This is a genomic window from Streptomyces inhibens (assembly GCF_022221585.1).
Lineage (GTDB): Bacteria > Actinomycetota > Actinomycetes > Streptomycetales > Streptomycetaceae > Streptomyces > Streptomyces inhibens.
On the sequence record NZ_CP084681.1, the window covers coordinates 6,010,679 to 6,031,118 of the forward strand.

General features: G+C 71.7%; 17 protein-coding genes and 1 pseudogene. 5 read left to right on the plus strand and 13 right to left on the minus strand.

Annotated features, from left to right (window positions below):
* Positions 1-25: 25 nt before the first annotated feature.
* The 3 genes from KI385_RS27435 to KI385_RS27445 all read right to left on the minus strand — a co-directional run bounded on the left by KI385_RS27435 (position 26) and on the right by KI385_RS27445 (position 3,346).
* Positions 26-1,663, minus strand: a complete 1,638-nt coding sequence (locus KI385_RS27435; RefSeq protein WP_238574845.1) for a transporter — start codon at positions 1,661-1,663, stop codon at positions 26-28.
* Complete coding sequence (locus KI385_RS27440) at positions 1,660-2,544, minus strand: ABC transporter ATP-binding protein (RefSeq protein ID WP_425356962.1); 885 nt, start codon at positions 2,542-2,544, stop codon at positions 1,660-1,662. The genes KI385_RS27435 and KI385_RS27440 overlap by 4 nt, the downstream gene beginning before the upstream one ends.
* 130 nt (positions 2,545-2,674) lie before the next feature.
* Positions 2,675-3,346: a bifunctional DNA primase/polymerase gene (locus KI385_RS27445; RefSeq protein WP_238574846.1), complete on the minus strand. Its 672-nt coding sequence runs from the start codon at positions 3,344-3,346 to the stop codon at positions 2,675-2,677.
* Between the two features lie 464 nt (positions 3,347-3,810).
* On the opposite strand from KI385_RS27445, the gene KI385_RS27450 reads away from it, so the two are divergent.
* Positions 3,811-5,205 carry an NsdA family TPR-like regulatory protein gene (locus KI385_RS27450; RefSeq protein WP_238574847.1) on the plus strand — a complete coding sequence of 465 codons (1,395 nt, stop codon included), beginning with the start codon at positions 3,811-3,813 and terminating at the stop codon, positions 5,203-5,205.
* Positions 5,206-5,409: 204 nt separating this feature from the next.
* Complete coding sequence (locus KI385_RS27455) at positions 5,410-7,191, plus strand: hypothetical protein (protein WP_342593473.1); 1,782 nt, start codon at positions 5,410-5,412, stop codon at positions 7,189-7,191.
* 74 nt (positions 7,192-7,265) lie between these two features.
* On the opposite strand, the gene KI385_RS27460 is transcribed toward KI385_RS27455, so the two are convergent.
* Positions 7,266-8,615: an ABC transporter substrate-binding protein gene (locus KI385_RS27460; RefSeq protein WP_238574848.1), complete on the minus strand. Its 1,350-nt coding sequence runs from the start codon at positions 8,613-8,615 to the stop codon at positions 7,266-7,268.
* A 171-nt stretch (positions 8,616-8,786) separates the two neighbouring features.
* On the opposite strand from KI385_RS27460, the gene KI385_RS27465 reads away from it, so the two are divergent.
* Both KI385_RS27465 and purU read left to right on the plus strand, forming a co-directional pair.
* A complete protein-coding gene (locus KI385_RS27465; protein ID WP_238577859.1) occupies positions 8,787-9,245 on the plus strand; it encodes an SCO4402 family protein in 459 nt (152 codons plus the stop codon).
* Between the two features lie 32 nt (positions 9,246-9,277).
* Positions 9,278-10,177 carry a formyltetrahydrofolate deformylase gene (gene purU, locus KI385_RS27470; protein WP_238574849.1) on the plus strand — a complete coding sequence of 300 codons (900 nt, stop codon included), beginning with the start codon at positions 9,278-9,280 and terminating at the stop codon, positions 10,175-10,177.
* A gap of 30 nt (positions 10,178-10,207) precedes the next feature.
* On the opposite strand, the gene KI385_RS27475 is transcribed toward purU, so the two are convergent.
* Together KI385_RS27475 and KI385_RS27480 are read right to left on the minus strand one after the other, a co-directional pair.
* On the minus strand, positions 10,208-11,548 hold the full coding sequence (locus KI385_RS27475; protein WP_238574850.1) for a zf-HC2 domain-containing protein: 1,341 nt from the start codon (positions 11,546-11,548) through the stop codon (positions 10,208-10,210).
* Between the two features lie 179 nt (positions 11,549-11,727).
* Positions 11,728-12,267: pseudogene (locus tag KI385_RS27480) on the minus strand (sigma-70 family RNA polymerase sigma factor); the annotation flags it as partial.
* Positions 12,268-12,777: 510 nt separating this feature from the next.
* Here KI385_RS27480 and KI385_RS27485 point away from each other — a divergent pair.
* A complete protein-coding gene (locus tag KI385_RS27485) occupies positions 12,778-13,152 on the plus strand; it encodes an STAS domain-containing protein (RefSeq protein WP_026169623.1) in 375 nt (124 codons plus the stop codon).
* Between the two features lie 60 nt (positions 13,153-13,212).
* On the opposite strand, the gene KI385_RS27490 is transcribed toward KI385_RS27485, so the two are convergent.
* The 7 genes from KI385_RS27490 to KI385_RS27520 form a co-directional block, all read right to left on the minus strand.
* Complete coding sequence (locus KI385_RS27490; protein WP_342593474.1) at positions 13,213-14,448, minus strand: sensor histidine kinase; 1,236 nt, start codon at positions 14,446-14,448, stop codon at positions 13,213-13,215.
* Between the two features lie 44 nt (positions 14,449-14,492).
* Complete coding sequence (locus KI385_RS27495) at positions 14,493-15,155, minus strand: response regulator (RefSeq protein ID WP_238574851.1); 663 nt, start codon at positions 15,153-15,155, stop codon at positions 14,493-14,495.
* 335 nt (positions 15,156-15,490) lie between these two features.
* Positions 15,491-15,811, minus strand: a complete 321-nt coding sequence (locus KI385_RS27500; RefSeq protein WP_238574852.1) for a hypothetical protein — start codon at positions 15,809-15,811, stop codon at positions 15,491-15,493.
* A 156-nt stretch (positions 15,812-15,967) separates the two neighbouring features.
* A complete protein-coding gene (locus tag KI385_RS27505) occupies positions 15,968-17,185 on the minus strand; it encodes a helix-turn-helix domain-containing protein (RefSeq protein ID WP_238574853.1) in 1,218 nt (405 codons plus the stop codon).
* Between the two features lie 142 nt (positions 17,186-17,327).
* Positions 17,328-18,353, minus strand: coding sequence for a hypothetical protein (locus KI385_RS27510; protein WP_238574854.1), 1,026 nt, complete (start codon positions 18,351-18,353; stop codon positions 17,328-17,330).
* Between the two features lie 165 nt (positions 18,354-18,518).
* On the minus strand, positions 18,519-19,760 hold the full coding sequence (locus KI385_RS27515; protein ID WP_238574855.1) for an RNA-guided endonuclease InsQ/TnpB family protein: 1,242 nt from the start codon (positions 19,758-19,760) through the stop codon (positions 18,519-18,521).
* Between the two features lie 208 nt (positions 19,761-19,968).
* A complete protein-coding gene (locus tag KI385_RS27520; RefSeq protein ID WP_238574856.1) occupies positions 19,969-20,439 on the minus strand; it encodes a hypothetical protein in 471 nt (156 codons plus the stop codon).
* Position 20,440 lies beyond the last annotated feature (1 nt).

The following is a 20,440-nucleotide window of genomic DNA, read 5'->3' on the forward strand; positions in this document are numbered from 1 at the left end:
CCGCACCGACCGCCCGGCGCACCCCTCACCCCTTGCTGACCGCCACCAGAATCTCCGGCAGCCGCCGCGCCACCCGGGGTGCCGCGATCCGCAGGCCCAGCTCCGCGATGCCGGTGCCGTAGACCACGCCGACCGGCAGCAGCAGCCACAACAGGTGGTGCAGGCCCGCGACATGGAGCCAGATGGTCAGCGCCAGCAGCGGTGCGCACAGTACGGAGCCGATCAGAAGCCCGCCGAAGAGGCTGAACCACGCGATCGCGCCCTGCCCCGGTGCGACGTTCTTGTTGCCCTCCGAGGGGATCGAGTACGGGAAGAGCGCCGACGACAGCGCGCCGGTGGCCAGCAGGGCGCCCAGCACGGCCAGCGAGAGCCCGTACACCTCCAGGAAGTCCGACCACGGCCCGATGAACGCCGCGGTGCCGACGACGACCAGCGTGACGTAGGGAACGGCCACCATGGCCAGCGTCAGCGCACGGGCCCGCAGCTCCTGATAGGCGTCCCGCGGGGTGGCGATCGTCGAGGCGACCATCCAGAACGCCGAGGTGTCCTGTCCGAATTGGTTGTACATCTGCAGCCCGAGCAGCGCGGACGCCGAGAACGCGGTGTAGATGCTGCCGTTGCCCTGTACGGACGAGACGACCGGCACCAGCAGGCCGACGGCGAGCGACGTCGCCCACGACATCTTCGACTTGGGGTCGCGCCAGGCGTAGCGCAGCGTACGGAGCATGACCGTGCCGGTACGTCCGTCCGGCAGCAGGCGCGCGAGCCCCCGCTCACCGGTGCCGCCCCGGCGCGCGCTGTCCTTCTCCACCGCCTGGAGGGTGGAGGAATCCGGTGACGTCATCAGGGCGGTCAGGGTGCGCTGCCACCACCACAGCAGCAGGACCAGTGCCAGCGCCGTCAGCGCCAGCCCGGCCACGGCCCGTCCGTACGCCCCGTGGCCGGCGTCCTCGACGGCGCTGACCGCCGAGGCCGGCGGCACCCAGCGCAGCACGTTCCCCAGCGGCTCCAGTACGGACAGACCGTCCGGCCGCCCCAGCTTCTGGGCGGCGATATTGACGCCCTGCGCACCGATCGCGATGAACAGGCCGCTCAGTACGGCCAGATCGCGGCCGCGGCGGCTGGTCAGCAGCCGCACCGAGGCGGTGGCCACCGCGCGCGCCAGCGACACGCACACCAACACCACCAGAACGACCGCCAGTACGCCGACGACCGCGGCGGCCGTCCCGTGCGCGACCGCGATCACCGAGCCGACGATCAGCGCCAGGGTGACCACCGGGCCGATGCCGACGAGCGAGGCCACCAGCAGCGAGACGATCAGCGGGCGCGGCCGCAGCGGCAGCATCACCAGCCGGGTCGGGTCCAGCGTCTCGTCGCCCGTGGGGAAGAACAGCGGCATCACCGCCCAGCCCAGGGTGAGGATCCCGGTGAGCAGGACGACCAGCGCGCCGACGTGATCATTGCCGCGCAGCGCGATCAGCCCCGTCACGGCACCGGCGGCGAACAGCAGGCCGACGATGACGGAGGCGACATACGCCAGCGTGCGCCCGGTCGACTGGCGCAGCCCGTTGCGCAGCAGCGACAGCTTCAGCCGTACGAAGACGGCGGTCGGGGAGGGTACGGCGGCCGGGCGCGGGGCCACCGCGGCGGATTCGGTGCTCATCGGGCGCCGCCACCGCCCAGCCAGTCCAGGCTCTGCCCCGCGCCGCGGTCGTTGGCGCCGACGAGCTCCAGGAAGGCGTCCTGCAGAGAGGGCGCCGCGCCGCGCACCTGCGCGATCGGGCCGTCCGCACGGATCCGCCCGGCAGCCATCACCGCGACCCAGTCGCACAGCGACTCGACCAGCTCCATCACATGGCTGGAGAAGATCACGGTCGCACCGGAGGCGGTGTAGCGCTCCAGTACGCCGCGGATGGTCTGCGCCGACACCGGGTCGACGCCCTCGAAGGGCTCGTCGAGAAAGAGGATCTCGGGGTTGTGCAGCAGCGCCGCGGCCAGCCCGATCTTCTTGCGCATACCGGTCGAGTAGTCCACGACCAGTTTGTGCTGCGAACCCGACAGATCGAGCACGTCCAGCAGCTGCCCGGCCCGCTTGTCGACCTCGTCACCCGGCAGGCCGCGCAACCGCCCTATATAGCCGAGGAGTTCACGGCCCGACAGCCGCTCGAAGAGCCGCAGCCCCTCGGGCAGTACCCCGATCCGGGACTTGACGGCCACCGGGTCGCGCCAGACGTCGTGCCCGCCGATCTCGACCAGCCCGGAGTCCGGCCGCAGCAGGCCCGTCACCATGGACAGGGTGGTGGTCTTGCCCGCGCCATTGGGGCCGACGAGTCCGATGAAGCGGCCCGCGGGCAGCGTCAGATCGATGCCGTTGACGGCGATCTGCTCGCCGAACTTCTTCCACAGCCCCTGGATACGTACGGCGGGCGGGCCGGCCGCGGCACCCTCGGGGGCCGCGGCCAGCCCGTCCACGGAAGCGGCTGATGCGCGCTCCGGCGGTGCCGACTCGGCCCGCTCATCGCTCTGTTCCGGTTCGTTTGCCACCGGTCCTGCCCTTCGACGTCCCCGCAGGGGCCGTCCTGACCCCCGTCCGGCATCCCACGATACGGGCGGGTGCCGGACGGCGCCGGGCGGTGTACCCCCTCGGTGACGAGCGGGAAGGCCCGGCCCGGGGTCAGCGTGCCCGGGCCGCCACCGCGTCCCGCGCGCAGGCGTACGCGAGCGGGCTGATCAGCTCCTCCGCGTCCGGTAGCCAGCGGTTGGTGGAGGTGGGGCGGCGCGCCCACTGCACCGAGCCGTGCGCGCCCACCCGGGTCGGCGGGGCGGCGATGTACTCGCCCTCGCCGCGGCAGATCAGATCGAGGGCGGCCGGCGCCCAGCCCAGGCCGCGTACGAGAACAGGGACCTTCACCGAGGCGCCGGGGAGGACGAGGAAGAGCATCCGGCGGTCGGGGGTACGGGTGACCGGGCCGAGCGCCAGCCCCATCCGCTCCATACGGGCCAGCGCCAGGCAGCCCGCGGTCTCGGGCACATCGAGCGCCTCGAACGTCCGGCCCGCCGGCAGCAGGATGGAGGCCCGCGGATGCTTGCTCCACATACGGCGGACGGCGGTCGCGCTGCCGGTGGCCTGGCCGGCCCAGCCGGGCGCGATGGGGTGCGCGCCGGGCGCGGCGCAGTCGGCGGCGTTGCACGAGCAGCGCGGCGTCTCGCCGTCGTGCTCCAGCCATGCGCCGGGGAACACGTCCCAGTGCCGTTCTTCCGCGTAACGCACCGCAGTTTCGAGCAGCTGCTCGCCGCGCTGCTTGGGGATCTGCGGGGCTCCTGTGACTCCGATGGTCTCTTCCACGCAGATGACAACTCCCCTTGTGACCAAGGGTTACGGCCGAATGGCTGACGTCCCCGGCGCATCGTTCTCGCACGTGGGGCGCATGGGTGCACCGGTGGGGGCGCGTATGCGGGTGGGGCCCTGAGAGCGGGTAGCCACCTGCGTGACGGGCGGAGAGGCCGCCCGGCGGCAGGCCGCGGTGCATCGAGGGGGAGCCCTGCACGGCGGCGCCGCGATCGTGCACGGGCACCGCCGCACCCTCGCTTCTCGTGGCCACCTCTCGTGAACGAGCGCGCCGCACGAAGATGCACCGGATATCGCCCAAATCGCTCACATCTGTGCATCCACTGCAAAGCGCGTATCGCTCCGATCCCTCGTATTGCACGTATCAAGGATCTCTCGGATATCCGGGATATCCGCGGGGAATTGATCGCGAGGAACGGCGTTCGACGGTGAACGCGCAGCAGTACTCAGGGGGTACAAGCATGGCCGCCAGGCCACTCGTCGCAAGGCAGCCCAACGAACGGCTGCAAGCGCTGATCCAGGAAGCCGCCTGCTCCAACGCGGGGCTCGCCCGCCGCGTCAACATGTGCGGTGCGGAACACGGTCTCGACCTGCGTTACGACAAGACCTCCGTGGCCAGATGGCTGCGCGGACAGCAGCCACGCGGCCGCGCCCCGGCCGTCATCGCGGAGGCACTGGGGCGGAAGCTGGGGCGTACGGTCACCATCGACGAGATCGGGATGGCCGACGGCAAGAACCTCGCGTCCGGGGTGGGGCTGCAGTTCTCGCCGACCGTCCTCGGGGCCATCGAGCAGGTCTGTGAGCTGTGGCGCAGCGATGTCGGACGGCGCGACTTCCTCAGCGGCTCCACGGTCGCGGCCTCGGCGCTGGTGGAGCCCAGCCGCGACTGGCTGATCACCGGCGCGGACACCCAGGTCGCCCGGAACGCCGGCGCCCGGGTCGGGATCTCGGACGTCGAGGCGGTACGCGCCATGACCACGGCGCTCAGCGAGCTCGACCACCGCTTCGGCGCCGGCCATGTCAGACCGGTCGTCGTGCACTACCTCAACAGTGTCGTCTCGGGGCTGCTCGCGGGCTCGTACCGCGAGTCGGTCGGGCGTGAACTCTTCGCGGCCGTCGCCCGGTTGACGGAGCTGGGCGGCTATATGGCCGTCGACACCGGTCAGCCCGGCCTCGCGCAGCGCTACTACATCCAGGCGCTGCGGCTGGCCCAGGCCGCCGGTGACCGCGGCTACGGCGGCTACGTACTCGCCGCGAGCATGAGCCATCTCGCCGCCTCGCTCGGTAACCCGCGGGAGATTGCCCAACTCGCCCGAGCCGCACAGGAAGGCGCCCGCGGACATGTCACGCCACGTGCCGAGGCGATGTTCTGCGCGGCGGAGGCGCGCGGGCACGCCCTGATGGGCGACGGCCGTGCCTTCCAGGTGGTGGCCGGGCGGGCGGTCGCGGCGATGGAGCGCGCCGAGGCGGCCCTCGACGCGGGCGACGACCCGGCCTGGATCGCCCACTTCGACCAGGCTTATCTGGCCGATGAACTCGCCCACTGCCACCGGGACTTGGGACAGCCGGTGCCGGCCGGCCAGCGCGCGCAGGAGGCGCTGGACGGGCACCCGGAGAACCGGGCGCGGCGGCGCGCCATCGGTCTGCTGCTGCTGGCCGGCGCCCAGGCGCAGCAGCGCGAGGTCGAGCAGGCCTGCCATACGGGCACCCAGGCGGTGGAGCTGCTGGGCGGGCTGCGCTCGGACCGGGGCACGGAGTATCTGGAGGACTTTCAGCTGCGTTTGGAGCCATATCGGGATGAACCGGTGGTAAGGGAGTTCAGTGCACGGCTGGAGCTGCGGGTCGCCGTGGCGTGACCCACGCCTCACCAGGGGCGCCGACTGCTTTGTCGTGCGGCGTCGGGTTTGTCGCACCGCGCCGGGCGGGCCGGTGACCATGGCCCGCCCGGTGCGTTCCGGGGGTGGGCGGGGGTGGTGACCTGGGGGCGTGGTCGAACGTTGCTGCGAACCGGTAGCGTGCAGCCGACGATTCCGTAGGTCTGCACGTTGGTAGGAGTCACGGTGACGCAGAGCGGACAGGGCCACGACCCGCAGGATTCTGCGGCCGGTCCCGCGCGAGAGGGCATTGTGCTGCCCTCCAACGGCGGCGACTCGTGGGTGCCCGACCAGCAGGCCGCGCCGCCGGCCGGCCAGCCCTGGGGTCAGCCCTGGGGACCCGGCCAGCAGGGCGCCCCCCAGCAGCCGTACGGGCAGCCGCCCGCCCAGGGCCAGCCGCCCGTCCAGCAGCAGGGTTACGGCCAGGGGCAGCCGCAGGGGTACGCCCCCCAGGGGCAGCCGCCGGTGCCGCCCGTGCCGCCGTCGATGCCGCAGCAGGCGCCCCAGCACGGCGCCGCACCGCTGCCGCCGGCCGGCTCGGAGGCCGAGGCGACGGCGCTCATCCCCTACGGTGCGCAGCCCGGCCAGGGCGCACCCGGCGCACTGCCGCCCGAGGGGCAGTCCTACGGAGCCGGAGCGCAGCAGCCACACCAGCCGTACGGCCAGCAGGCCCAGCCCCCGCAGCACCAGCAGCAGCCACAGCAGTACGGACAGCAGCCCCAGGGCCCGTCCGGGGAGCTGGTCCGGGCGACCCCGCAGACCGCTGCGCCGCTGCCGCCCGCCGCGGGCGACGCCGAGGCCACCACGCTGATACCCCCCTTCGACGCACAGCCCGGCGGCCCCGGTGCCGCGCCGCTGCCCCCCGAGGCGGCCGCGCGGCCCGAGACGCCCGACGAGTCCACCACCATGCTGCGCGCGATCAAGCCGGGGCAGGCCAATCCGCAGGGCCAGGCCATGCCGCAGTCCGGGCCGATGCCCGGCGCCCACGCCGCGGGCGACTCCGAGGCCACCCAGCTCATCGCACCGGTGGGCGGCGGTGTGCCGTCCCCGCCGCCCGGCGCGCCGTTCGGCGTCCGCCCGGGTGCGCCCGGCGACCGTCCCACGCCCGCCGAGTTCGACGGCCTGTTCCGCGACGGGCCGGCCGCGCCGGGCCAGCCGGGTGCACCGGACGCCACCGCACAGCTGCCCCGCTTCGAGGACCCGGGCCGCCCCCCGTACGGCGGGCAGGCGCAGGGCCAGGGCTACGGCCAGCAGTTCCCGCCCGGCGGCGGCTACGACCAGCAGGCCCCCTCCTACGACTCCTATGACGACGACGGCGGGCAGCGCCGGCGGCTCGCCCCGGCCGCGATCATCGGCATCATCGTCGTGGCGCTCGCGGGCGCCGGCCTCGGCCTCGGCTGGGCGCTGAGCGGCGGCGGCAGCGAGGACGACGCGAAGAAGCCGGACTCCGGCAGCGGCGCGACGAAGGCGGCCGAGGAGTCGACGAAGCCGAAGCCGACGCCGACCACCGACCCGGCCGAGGCCCAGGCCAAGGGCCTGGACGCGCTGCTGGGCGACAGCAACAACAGCCGCTCCTCGGTGATCGGTGCCGTCAACAGCATCAAGTCCTGCGACAACCTCGGCGGCGCGGCCCAGGACCTGCGTGCCGCGGCCGGGCAGCGCAACGACCTGGTGAAGCGGCTGCAGCAGCTGCCCGTCGACAAGATCCCGAACAATGCCCAACTGACCGCGGCGCTGACCAAGGCCTGGCAGTCCTCGGCCGCCGCGGACAACCACTACGCGGCGTGGGCCGGCCAGGTCGGCGGCAAGAAGGGCTGCCACAAGGGCAAGGCCCGGCTCACCAGGCAGACCGCCCAGGGCAATACGGCCAGCGGTCAGGCGACGCTGGCCAAGAAGCAGGCGGCACAGATCTGGAACCCGCTCGCCCAGAAGTACGGGCTGACGGAGCGTCGTCCCGAGCAGCTCTGAGCCGGAGCCGGGCAGGAGCCGGGCAGGAGCACGAGGAGGGGCCGGGCGGCGACGGGCCGCCCCGCCCCCCCCGCTCAGTTGTCCGTCTGCCGGCGCTCCAGTGTCCTGGTGACGTTCACAAAGCCGTCCTGGGCGGCGACCAACTCACCGTCCCGTACGACCTGGTAGGTCACCGTCCCGTTCACTATGCGCGGGAAGTCCTGGACGGCGAGCATGTCGTCCTCGCGCCAGCGCAGCTTCGGGGTGAGCCCGCCGGTGTCGATGGCACGGTCACCGCGGTCCAGCGCCGCCTGCAGATCGTGCGAGGTGATGTCCTCGACCCCCGCCTCATCGAGCTGCTCGATCAGGGCCCGCAGCACGGTGTAGGCGATCCAGGTCGTCTGGATGCCCTGGTCGGCCGGGTCGATGCGGTTGTCGTCGAAGGCGAAGTCGCTGATGACCTTGCGCATCGGCTTCCAGCGGGAATCATCCGCGACCGGGTACCAGCCGGTGATCTCCGCGCCTTCCAGCGGCCCGGACCTGCCGCCCGTACGGGTCACCAGCGACTGGCCCACGCTGCCGAGGACGGAGGCGACCCGCACCTTGGGGCTGTCCTCCTGGAGCCGCCGGAACGAGTCGAAGAAGGCATCCGTGTGGTCGCCGAGGGAGGCGGTGACACAGGAGCCGGCCGCCTTGCCGCCGGCCTTCGCCGTGCCGTAGACGGCCGGGTCGGCGCCCACCGCGTCCAGGGCGCGGGTCACCTGCGGCGTGTAGTCGGTGCCGTCCTCGGGCGCCTTGACGTCCTTGGCCGGGCGCCGACTGCCGTTCTGCAGACCGGAGTTGAGCAGAGAGGGCATCTGGTCGCCCTGGATGGTGTCCGGGCGGACCAGTGCGACGCGTTTGCAGTCGCCCGCCAACTGGCGGCCGTTCCCGGCGAGCAGGGACGCCTGGCCGCCGTTGACCGGATAGGACAGCGGGCTCTGGAACTCCTCGTCGGAGGCGCCGTAACCGCCGATGTAGGGGATGCCCTTGACCTCCAGCGGCGACATGAACGAGCGGCCGAACTGGCTGTACGAGCCGACGACGGCCACCGCGCCCCTGTCCACCGCGCGCTGGGCGCACTGCGCGGCGGCCACCGAGTCGTTGCGCTCGTTGCAGGTCAGTACCCTCAGGCGGTGGCCGCGGATGCCGCCCCGGGAGTTGACCCAGCGGGCGTACGCCTGCGCCATGGCCGGCATACCCGGCATATTGGTCGCCTTGGTGTCCTCGGGGGCCCAGGTCATCACCGTGACCGGCTCCTTCTCCCCGGAATCCCCCGAGCCGGGGAGGGAGCCGCAGGCCGAGAGCAGTGACGCGATAGCCGCCCCGCATGCCACCGCCGAGGCGATCGCGACCGCGGGAGCACGTTTGATGGGGCGGGGGGAGGAGCGTCGCCGACCGGTCATGGCACAGCAGCCTTCCGTCCTGCCCGGAACGGGCGAGTGACGTCGGGGTAACGGATGGTGACGTGGCAGTGAACTCCGGGGGGCCGCACGAGATCATCCGCGAGGAACGTACGATCGAATACTGTGCAAGGTTCGGAGAAGTCTTCCCGTCGCGGCCGCCGCTCGACCACCATGGGCGGCATGCCACTCAATGACATGCCGTGGTGGCGCTGGCGCAGCAATGTGCGCTCCGCGCTGCACATGCTCTCCGACCCCGCCTTCCAGCAGGAGACCTGGCTGGCCGGCCGGCCCGGATACGGAGATGTCACCGACGCCGTCTACCGGCTCGTCGAGGACACCTGGCTGGACAACTGGTCCGCCGACAAATACATCGACACGATCTTCCGGGACGCCGAGGAAGCACAGCTCGTCGATGCCGCCGTCCTGCGGGTGCTGCGGATCATGCACCAGGTCGGCCCGGACGCCCCGGTCGCCGCGTACATGGAGCACCAGGGCTGGCCGGAGGCCGTACGGGCGGCCCGTGAGGCCCATGTGCGGATGGCGACGGCGGACGGCGAGGACCCCGACGCAGCGCCCCGCTCGCTGGAGGTGCTGGCCATCATGACCGGGGGACCGGACACCCGGGGCTGACCTGCTCCGAAGGTGTGCGACCCTATGAGGTCATGAACGAGTCGCAGCCCACCCAGCCCGGTCAGCACGATCGCAACGGTCAGAACGATCAGTACGTCCTCACCCTGTCCTGCCCGGACAAGCAGGGGATCGTGCACGCCGTGTCCAGCTACCTCTTCATCACCGGCTGCAACATCGAGGACAGTCAGCAGTTCGGCGACCGCGACACCGGGCTGTTCTTCATGCGGGTCCACTTCACCGCGGACACCTCGGTGAGCGTCGACAAGCTGCGGGCCAGCTTCGCGGCGGTGGGCGACTCCTTCGGTATGGAATGGCAGATCCACCGGGCCGACGAGAAGATGCGGGTCGTCCTGATGGTGTCCAAGTTCGGGCACTGCCTCAACGACCTGCTCTTCCGCTACCGGATCGGCGCGCTGCCGATCGAGATCGCCGCCGTGGTCTCCAATCACACCGACTTCGCCGAGCTGGTCGGCTCGTACGACATCCCCTTCCATCACATTCCGGTCACCCGGGACACCAAGGCCCAGGCCGAGGCCCAGCTGCTGGAGCTGGTGGAGGCGGAGAACGTCGAGCTGGTGGTCCTCGCCCGCTATATGCAGGTGCTCTCCGACGATCTGTGCAAGGCGCTGTCCGGCCGGATCATCAATATCCACCACTCCTTCCTGCCGAGCTTCAAGGGCGCCAAGCCCTACCACCAGGCGCATGCCCGCGGGGTGAAGCTCATCGGCGCCACCGCGCACTATGTGACCGCGGACCTCGACGAGGGCCCGATCATCGAGCAGGAGGTCGAGCGCGTCGGCCATGAGGTCACGCCGGACCAGCTCGTGGCGATCGGCCGGGACGTCGAGTGCCAGGCTCTGGCACGCGCCGTGAAGTGGCACAGCGAGCGCCGGGTGCTGCTCAACGGAAGCCGCACGGTCGTCTTCGCGTAAGGACCGCGCCGATCCCGCCGTCGGCCGCGGTCAGAGGCGGGAGAGCGACGCGGTCGCGAAGAGCACATCGCGGATCGCGTCACGTTCGCCGTGCTGGCCCGCGGCGGCCTCCTCCGGCGAGATGTGGCCGGCGGCCAGCTGGCAGAACTCGGCGCTGTCCAGGGCGATATGCGCGACGGTGCGGTCCGGTGTGCCGAGGGCGGCCGGCGAGTCCAGCGCTATGTACCAATGGCCACCGCCGTTGCCCTCGACCTCCAGATGGAGGGTACGGCCCGGGGCGCCCGCCTCGACCAGCCGCTGCGGCGGCGAGGCGAGCCCGGCCCGCCGGCGGTCGGCCAGCGCGCTGGGCAGCAGCCGCGCGGCGAGGTCGACCATCCGGTGGAGATGCCCGGCGGCCGGGGCCTCGTACGGATAGTCCACGGCCTCCGCGATATCGCCGGCGTGCACCCAGCACTCGAAGGCGCGGTCCAGGAACGCATCGCGCAGCGCGAGACTGAAGTCGCCGTACGGCACGGAGAGTTCGGCGACCTTGCCGCCGGCGAACGACACCTGTCTTATCAGCGCGTAGCTCTGGTCGCGCCACAGGCCGTGTGTGGCGAGCGGGCTCTCCTCCTCGTCCGCGGCGCGCCACAGGGTCTCCGTGCGGATGAGGGGGTTCGGGGTGCCCGGCGGGGCGGCGGTGCCGAGCGGGTCGGGCAGTCCGAGTGCCGTCGCGACCAGGCCGTCCACCGCCATCAGATGGCCCATGACGCCGGCGACGGTGGTCTCCCGCTCGACCGGGCGCTGGCCCTCGAACCAGCGCAGCCGCACCGGAGCGCGCCACTCCGCCTCGCCCATGTCGCGCAGCAGCGCATCCAGTTTGGCGGTCTCCGCGTCGTACGGAGCCGCCCACTCGGGCACCGGGATACGGGCGGGGCGGCGGCCCAGGCAGCCCTCCAGCACGCGGGAGCGCAGCAGCGGATCAAGATCGAGGCTGTCGGCGGGGTGCAGCAGACCGACGGCGCCGCGCAGTCGCAGCGCCTCGTCCGCGCAGGAGGCACAGTCCGTCAGATGCTGCTCGACGGCGGCCGTCTCCTCGGCCGAACAGGCCGACAGCGCCCAGGCGCCGAGCAGTGACTTGAGGATCCGGTGCGGCGGGGCGGGAGCCGGCAGGGGGAGCGGGACGGTGGCGGGGTCGGTCACGGGCTCGGCTTCCGGTTCGCGCGGGGAGTCGACTGCACCTGAACCGCTCACCGGATCGCAGACGGGTGCCGGAGGGGCATCCGGGAGTGGGCCGTGGTCCTCGGCCGCGGAGCGCGGAGACGGTATCCGCGGCCGTTCACCGGGGCCGCCGGACAGCTCGCGGCCGTCCCACTCGTCGGGGCCGTTCACAGCGTCCGTCCGTGGCCCGGGCCGGGCGGTGCGGCGGACCCCGGGCCGGAGTGGTGCGCATGGGGCGGGCGCGGTCCACGAGGGGCGTGTGGCGCTTGTGACGTATGGGGCGCCGCAGAGGTGGCGCGCACCGTGCTCGACGCGTACGCGGTGCGCTGGGTGGGCGGCAGGGCCTGGTGGGTGTGGGCGGTGGACAGCAGTTGCAGGCCCAGGCGCAGCCGGCGCCGGGCCTCGTCCTCGGTGACGCCGAGGTCGGCGGCGGTCTGGCGGTAGTCCCGGCGCTGGAAGTACGCCAGCTCCAGTGCGGCCCGCAGGGGCGCGGGCATGGACGTGACGATGTAGTCGGCCCGGGCGGCGGTGGAGGCCTCTTGGATCTTCTGTTCCATCTCGGCGGGCGCCGGGGCGTCTGCTCCGCTGTCGCGCGCCGAGGCGGCCTCGGTCTGGCGCAGCCGCTGGACGGCCTGATGGCGGGTGATGCCGGCGACCCAGGAGCGCAGCGGGCCCTGCTTGGGGTCGTAGGAATCCGGGTGTTCCCAGATGTAGCCGAACACTTCGCGGGTGATGCGGTCGGCGGCGTCCTCGTCGTCCAGGACGCGGTAGGCGAGGCTGTGCACGAGCGAGGCGAAGCGGTCGTAGAGCTCACCGAGCGCGGCCGCCTCGCCGTGGGCGAGCCGCTGTTGCATCCGCCTGTCCCACCGCGGTGGCGCGTCGTGTCCCATGGGACCTCCATCCCTGCCCGTCGCCTTCGGGCTCACACCTCAGCAGTCACTCCTGCACACCCTCATGCCCAGATCCGTGCACCCGGCCACAAATCCGCCGTGCCATCGAATGTAATGCGCGGGTCCGACAACGGACGCTCCTTTGCGGCAAACCGAGCCTTGGGAGGGGACGCGGATGGTAAGGGCTGACGGCGAGGCGCCCGTTGTGTGGCCGGTCGTGCGGTGGTCGGGGTCATCACTTTGTGGTGGTAATGCCCGATCGAAACGGATCAATGCGGATCATTCGTGTCTGTATGAGGTGATGTGTTATCCGTGTGTGACCAGGTGTCGGCGAAAAGCTGCCGCCTCCTGGGCATAGCCTTGGTCGGGAACGGCCTGTTGCGGCAAGGATGCGCCAAGGATTCGGAAGAGTTTCAGGGGATCGAGGCCGGGCAGTCGAGCCGGGGAAGGATGGGTTCCGTATGCAACCGGACACATCCGGTCCGAAAGCGAGCGAAAGGCTTCGAGCGCGTGTCGTTGAAGGTGGCAGAGGACGAACAGGGCCCCTGGGCCGTACTCCAGGTCTCCGGCGAAATGGACCTGGTCACGTCGCCTGCGGTGCGCCAGCATGTGCACGATGCGGTGGCCGACGGCCGGAGATCGCTCGTACTTGACCTCTCCGAGGTCCGGTTCTGCGATTCCAGTGGCGTCGGCGTGCTGATTGCCGCCCGCCGGCTGATGCGCTCCTGTCAGGGGCGGCTGCGGCTGATCCTCCCCGCGCAGGGCGCCGTCGACGGCTCGCACGTCAACCGGGTGCTGGCCGCACTGGGCGTACGCAGGCTCTTCGAGGTCTACCCGGACCTGCACACCGCTGTGGACGAGGCCGCGGCTCCGCTCTCCGCCTGACGCGGCCGGGACGCACCAAAGGTGCGCCCCTCCCGTGCCGTACGCCTGCCCTCGCCCGGTCTATCCCGCTCCGTACGGGAATTCGGCCCGTACGACGAAGCCGCCGTCGGAGGTGTGCCGCGCCTCCAGCGTCCCGCCGAGGCTCTGCGCGCGCTCGCGCAGCCCCACCAGACCGTGGCCGCCCCCGGGAAGCGCGGGAACCGTCGCCGTCGCGTCGGGCGGTCCGTTACGTATCTCCACCCGCAGCCCCTCCGCCGCACGGCCCGTATCCGCATCGTCCGTCGGACCCGTCCGCGCGCCGCGCTCCCCGCCGACCGTGTCCACCGGATCGACCCGCACCCGCACCCGCGCCCCCGGCGCGTGCTTGCGGACGTTGGTCAGCGCCTCCTGGACCGTGCGGAAGGCGGCCCGCTCCACGGTCTTCGCGCCGCTCGCACCGGCCACCACACCGCGCTCGTACGTCACATCCAGCGCACTCATCTCGATCAGCCGCGGCAGCTCCTCCAAGTCCGGCTGGGGCGCCAGATCACGCGCCTCCGCCGCCTCGCCGCCGTCCGCCCGCAGCACGCCGACCATGTGCCGCAGCTCCTCCAGCGTCCGCACGGACAGTTCGCGAATCGTCCTGGCACCCGCGCGCGCCGCCTCGTCGGCCGTACTGACCTGCACCGCCCCCGCCTGCAAGCTGATCAGGCTGACCTGATGGGCCACCACGTCATGCATCTCGCGGGCGAGCCGGGCGCGTTCGGTGGTCTTGACCCGGTCCGCCAGCAGCCGGTCCTCGCGGCGCAGGCTGCGGGTCAGGTCCTCGACGCGGGAGGCGAGTTCCCGGCGGGTGCGCACCAGCAGGCCCAGGGCGATCGGCGCGGCCGAGGTGACACAGGCGTCGATCAGCACCAGGGTGTTCTCGCGGTACGCGGTGAGCTCGAAGTCGGACATCGGATACGGGAAGAAGTGCGCGGCGATCAGCAGCACCGCACAGATGCCCAGCCGCGCCCGCCCGGGCCGTCGCGCCGCCAGCGTGTAGAGCCCGATCATCGGCGCGAACCAGATGTAGCCGATGTACAGGCCGGGGAGGGTGAACAGGAAGACCAGCAGCGGGAAGCGGCGGCGCAGCAGCAGAGCCGTCGCGGCGACCACCGAAACTCCCAGCTCCAGGGCGAGTTCCAGGCCGTTGACCAGCAGCGCGTCGGCGATCGCCAGCAGCACCGGCACCACCACCGGAGCGACCTTGCGCAACCGCCGCCCCAACGGACCGCGCTCCAGCGCCCGCCAGGCCACCGCCCCGCGCGCCACCACTGTCCGCGCGAGCCCTCGCGGACGCCCCCGCCCGCCGCCGGCCCTCACCACGTCCCCCGAGGATCGCCCGCCACCAGGCCCGCACGATCGGCGACGATGGCCGCCTGAATGCGATTGATACCGCCCAATTTGCCCAGCAGGGCACGTACATGGTCCTTGACCGTACTGGGGGCCAGCCCCATCCGGTCGGCTATCTGGGCATTGCCCAGGCCCTCGCCGAGCAGGGCGAGCACCTGCGACTCCCGCGGCGTCAGCCCGCTGACCGCCCGTGCGGCCGCCGCCTGGTCCTCGGCCGTGAGATAGCCGCCTATCACCGCGCGGGTCACCCCCGGATCCAGCACACTGCCGCCCGCCGCCAACGTCCGTACGGCCCGCACCAGCTGCTCCGGGTCGGAGTCCTTGAGCAGGAACCCGGCCGCGCCCTCGCGCAGCGCCGCGGTCAGATACTCCTGGGCGTCGAACGTGGTCAGCATCGCCACGGCCGGCGGCTCCGGGGCGGCGCGCAGCCGGCGCAGCACGGTCAGCCCGTCCACGTCCGGCATCCGGATGTCGAGCAGTACGACCTCGGCCGCGCACCCCAACACGGTCTCCACGGCCTCGGCGCCACTGCAGTCCGCGACCATCTCGATGTCCGGGGCGGTCCCCAGAATCATCCGCAGTCCCGACCTGACCAGCCGTTCGTCATCCACCACAGCGACACGGATCACCGGCCGCCCCTTTCTCCTACGCACCCGTTCGAGCCCGCGGAACCGCCCGGCGCTGCGCGACTCCGCCCCCTGTCACCCGGCCCCGCCCTGCGACGGACCCGCACCCCCGCCGAGCGGCGGGGGTGATCCCGCGACCTCTGGAGGATGCCGTGGGGAGGCCCCCACGGGCAGAGTGGTTCTCATGCTGCACCACTGAAGAGGCCACAAGCCCAGGACGCGTTGCAGTTCACATCGGCGGCCGCCGCGACCCCCACACGCGGCGGCCGCCTTTGGCGTGCGGGGGCGGTTCGGAGGGGGATCTCCCCCGCACCGCCAAAGCCCGCCCGAGAGGGGTCCTACTCGGCGCCCGCCTCCTCGCGCGAGGCGTCGTCCCCCAGCCGCCCGCCCCGGCTCTCCGCGACCCGTACGGCATCCCGTAGCGCCGCACTGAGCTGCGCCGACAAAAACCGCAACTGCCGCGCGTCCGCCTTCGGGTCGTCGATCAGGACCCGGGCATGCGCCAGCAACCCCACGCCCATGCCGAGCTGCAGTGCCTCGACTTCGTCGGCGTACCGGGAGACGTAGCCGCCGTCGCGATCCGTGAGCAGATAGCAGGGCTGGTCATCGGGACCGGTCCAGGGGAGCAGCCGGACGCCGGCGGGAGTACGGTGCGGCACGTCGACCTGCTTTCATCAGGTAGGCCATGCCCCCGGACCGTTCGTAGCGGCCGCGGGGGTCCGTCGTTCTCGACGGACCCACAACGCTAGGCAGGAGTGGACAGCGCGAACAGTGACGCCCTGTGCCACTGCGGGGGTGTGCCAGGACGCCACGTCCTAGCCGTCGAGGTCGAGCCGGTCGGCGAGCTCGATGAGGGGTGAGGTGCGGCGCCTTTCGCGGCCGCGGAGGTCGGCCACGAGGCGGCGGCTGGTGGAGTGGTAGCGCATCCATTCCGGGGCGGTGCGCTCGGCGGAGAGCAGGGCGTGCAGCGCGCCGTCGTCCTTGCGCAGGTCGGCGAGGGCCAGGGCCCGGTCCACATGGAACCGCGCACGCCACGTGGGGGGCAGCGCATACAGCTCCGGGACGGTGCGCGCGGTGCGCAGGGCCTCCGCGCTCTCCTCCATCTCCACCAGGAAGTTGACCTTGGCCACGCCTACGTTGGTCGGGCCGAACGGCGTCGCGTAGTCGAGTCGGTCCGTGCCGATCCCGGCCGCCGCCGCGCTTGCCATGGTGAGCAGCTCACGTACCGTGTCCTGCTGTTCCCGGCGGACCGCGGCAGTTGCCGCGCGGAGCAGCAGGATCCCCCACAGCGCCAGTTCGAGGGGCTGGGAGCGAAATCCGGGTTCGATGCGGTCGGCGGCGGTCAGCGCTACCTGCTCGGCGTCGGCCAGCCGCCCCTGCTTGGTGAGGACCCACGCAAGGCTGGAGAAGCCCACGGTCTCCAGGTGGGGGTCGTCTCCCATGGCCGCCGCGGCCATCGACCGTTCGAGGGCGGTGAGTGCGGCGTCCTCCTTGCCCAGTGCCGTCAGCGTCGTCGCGGCGACCTGATAGGCCTCGGCCAGGACGGACTGGGCCGCGGCGGCCTCGCTCCCTGTGGTGGCGCGGGCCGCCGCCTTGGCATCCCTGATCAACTGCGGTAGCAGCGCCCCGATTTCCCCCATCCGCCCGTCGCGACGGATGCGCTCCGTCGAACGGAGGGAAGCCTGCAATGCCGCGATGCCGGGCGGCTCCTCGGGGTCCGGGTCGTCGCCCAGCAGGTCGGACACCGGCGAGATGGCCTGCCTCAGCGCCAGGACGGACGGCTGCTCACCCTCGCTGCGCACCTCGAAGGTGGCGGGCTGCCCGACGAGCACGGACGTCTCCACATCCAGGGCCCTGGCCAGCGCGTTGAGCGTGGACAGCCGAGCCGTCTGGCGTACGCCTTGTTCGAGTTTGCGAACGATATCGACGCACAGGCCCGCGCTCTCGGCGAGGCCTTCCTGCGTCAGCTTCCGGCGTGTGCGCAGCCGGGCGATGCGATCACCGATGCTGGGTTCCTGGTGGAACAACTCCATGGCCACCCCCGCGAGAAGGACGTATCGACCACGCTACGCCCGTGTACGGCGGGGACGCAGGCACGTGCGTCGGCTCACCCGGAGGTGGGAACCCGCCGGACCGCCGAGAACCACGCGCCCGCGTCAGCCGCGCTGCCCGCCGTTACGCCCCACCACGCGCCGTACGCAGCCCCTCCGCCCGCACCCCGCCATACGGACCGAACCCGCGGCCCGTTGCCAGCACGACCGCCGACGTCATCGCCGCCAGGGCGTACGCCGTCGTCGCCATGGACAGCGCGCCCTCGGTCGTGTCGAAGGAGTGGCTGAAGGCGCCCGTCACGGTCAGCCAGACCACCGTGCGCACCGTCAGATACAGCTCCACCGCCGCGAACGCCAGCAGTGCGCCCCGGACATCGCGCCGCCCCAGGGCCAGCACCGCGAGGACCAGCAGCACGGTCACCGAGGCGACGGTGGTGAACTCGGCGGATGCCGCCAGGTCGAGGGTGCCGAGCACGGAGCCGTCGACCACTCCGCGCAGATAGTTCCCCTTGTCCATCCCGGTCGTCAGCAGATCGTGCACCGCCCAGCCCAGCCGGGCCAGGCCCATGAGCGCGAACAGCACGCCGCAGATACGGGAGGAGCGGCGCCACCAGCCCTCCGCGCCCCCGGCCCCCCGGCCGCCGTCGTGCCCCGTGCGGATGCCGCGCCCGCCCGGTCGCCGTTCCGTCGCCGGCAGCATCACGGCCAGCACGACCAGTGCCACCACCAGCCCCAGCCCACGGGTGGCGAGCGTCCAGCCGCCCAGCGGGTCGTTGGCGTACTGGGCGCGGTAGGTGGCGTCGAAGAGGCCCACCCCTTCGCGTACGGAGACGGCGAGCAGCAGAAACGCGGTCAGCAGGGCGGCGGAGCGCGCCACCCGTCGCTGCGCCAGCGCCAGCCCCGCGATCACCAGGAACACGACCGTGAAGGACCATTCGTACGGGCCGAGTACCTGGTTGGCGGGCGAGGCGCCCGGGTTGAACAGCCCCTCCAGGAAGTCCCAGGGGCTGCCTTCCCCCTGGGCGATGCCGTAGACCGTCCATGCGAGCAGCGTGCCGGCGTAGAGCCCGAGGCACAGCGCGGTCGCGAGATAGGCGCCGCTGTGCTCCGCGGCGGCGCGGCCCGGGTCGGCGCCCGGTCGGACATCCACCGTTCCACCGTCCTGCATCACCATGACCGACCCCCGCTCCGCCTGTCGTAGCCGCCGTACCGGCCCTTCCGGTACAGCAGCTCACTGTGTCAAGGACGGCTGGAGAGCCGGTGGAGTTCCACCCCGTGTGTCGTGCGGTCTTCTTCCGTTTGAAACCTCCCCCGCCTAAAGGCGGGGGATTCCTGGCTCAGGTTGGCTGCGGGCCGGCGGCCCGTCAGCTCTTACACCATCAGCACCAGCCGGGTTGAGACCAGCCCGGACCAGCATCACGCGGGCGGAGTTCTTGTCCCTGGGCGAGACGGCTCCGCACGCAGTGCAGGCATAGGTTCGTTCCGAGAGAGGTAGTGCGTGCTTGGTTCTCGCTCCACACTGCGCACAGTCCATGGTGGTGTGCGCGGGGTGCACGAGGCGGATGTCCCGCCCGTGCTTGCGGCCCATCTCGACAAGGGCCCGTTTGGTGGCGCTGATGGCCGCGTCGGCGGCCTTGCGCGCCATCGTGGTCTTGGCCAGGAATTTGGGGCGGAAGTCTTCCATCGCCATCTTGTCGTGGTCCCGGACCACCGTCTTGGCCCACTTGCGGGCCGTATCCTGCCGCTGGCGGGCCACCTTCTGGTGCAGCTTGGCCGTCTGCCGCTTGGCCTCGCGGTAGCCCTTCGAGGCGGCCTGCCCCTTCGGGGGCTTCCGGCGGGCCATCATGCGTTGATAGCGAGCGAGCTTCTGGGCCACGATCTTGCCATGCTGGGCGTGGGGAAGGTCGTGGTTGTCGCTGGTGGTGGTCGAGGTCTCGCGTACGCCCCAGTCGATGCCGATCACACGGCCCGTGGTGGGAAGCTGTTCGGTCACCGCGGGCACGACGAACGACGCCCACCAGTGCCCGACGCTGTCCTTGTACACCCGCACCGACGAGGGGGGCTTGGGCAGCTGGCGCGACCACACCGGGCGTACGACGATCCCGCCCGCCAGATGCAGGCATCCGTCCTTGAGGCGGAAACCGCGCCGGGTGTAGTTCAGGGTCGGCCGCGCCTCGCGCTTCTTCTTCCACCTGGGCATACCGGCCCGCTGCCGCATCGGAAGCCGGTCCTTGATGTCCTTCAACGCTTTGGCGCGGGACTTGCCGAAATCGCGTATGAGCTGCTGCTGCGGGACGCTGGATCCTTCCGCGAGCCACGGCGTCGCCCTGCGGGCCTCGGTCAGCGTCTTGTCGAGCTGAGCCGGACCACAAGTCAGCTTCTCACCGGTAGCCTTCGCGCGCTGGTGGGTCTGCTTGGACTTCGCCACGCATTCGTTCCAGATCCACCGGCACCGGTCCCACTCGGCTTCGAGTGCACGCCGGGCCGTCGCCGGGAGGCGCAGACGGTAGGTGTACCGGGCGCACCCGGCATCCTCCGTCTTCGCCCTCGCAGTCATAGCCACCAACCTATCTGGGAGGTACGACAGTTGAGCCCTATTGATCTTTGTGGTGCCGCTCACCAGCGTGGATGGTGGACGCTGAACCGCCCCGGCGGCGATTCGGCTATCCCTGTCCTGCTCCGCAGGAGTCCGATTCTCCCCCGCAAGCGGGAGGTCCCCCCAGCCCCGGCCTGAAGGCCGGGGCATCCTCGGAGAAATCAGGTGATCAGCGCACATGCCGGGCGGTCGCCGCGATGAAATCCCTTATGCCCTGTCGGGTGGTGGTCCGCAGATCGGTGAGGGCCTCCCGATCGCGGGCCCAGTGCAGTTCGGTCACCGCCGACATCACCTCCTCGGAGCGGTCGAGTATTTCCGGATCATCGCTCACCATCTGCGCGCGGAACATGGCCTCTTGAGCCGTATAGCGAGTCTTGTACATCTCCTCGCGCAGCTCCGGGCTGTCCTCGTCGCAGCGGTCCTCCTCGTTCAGTACGAACCAGCGGTGCACGACCACCCGCCGGTAGTCCAACAGCGCCCCCGCATAGGCGCAGTACGCATCGATCCGCTCCTGCCGCAGCCGCTCCGCGCGGGCGAACCGCTCGCTGCGGTCGGCCGCCCGGCTCTGGAAGAAGTGGGTGATGCCGGAACCCAGCAGGGTGCCGACGACGGCCACGACGCTTGCGACAACTGCCTCCATG

Coding starts and splice junctions, on each gene's coding strand:
- KI385_RS27435 (WP_238574845.1), bottom strand. CDS start 1,663: ATGAGCACCGAATCCGCCGCGGTGGCCCCGCGCCCGGCCGCCGTACCC.
- KI385_RS27450 (WP_238574847.1), top strand. CDS start 3,811: ATGGCCGCCAGGCCACTCGTCGCAAGGCAGCCCAACGAACGGCTGCAA.
- KI385_RS27460 (WP_238574848.1), bottom strand. CDS start 8,615: ATGACCGGTCGGCGACGCTCCTCCCCCCGCCCCATCAAACGTGCTCCC.
- KI385_RS27465 (WP_238577859.1), top strand. CDS start 8,787: ATGGGCGGCATGCCACTCAATGACATGCCGTGGTGGCGCTGGCGCAGC.
- purU (WP_238574849.1), top strand. CDS start 9,278: ATGAACGAGTCGCAGCCCACCCAGCCCGGTCAGCACGATCGCAACGGT.
- KI385_RS27505 (WP_238574853.1), bottom strand. CDS start 17,185: ATGGAGTTGTTCCACCAGGAACCCAGCATCGGTGATCGCATCGCCCGG.
- KI385_RS27515 (WP_238574855.1), bottom strand. CDS start 19,760: ATGACTGCGAGGGCGAAGACGGAGGATGCCGGGTGCGCCCGGTACACC.
- KI385_RS27520 (WP_238574856.1), bottom strand. CDS start 20,439: ATGGAGGCAGTTGTCGCAAGCGTCGTGGCCGTCGTCGGCACCCTGCTG.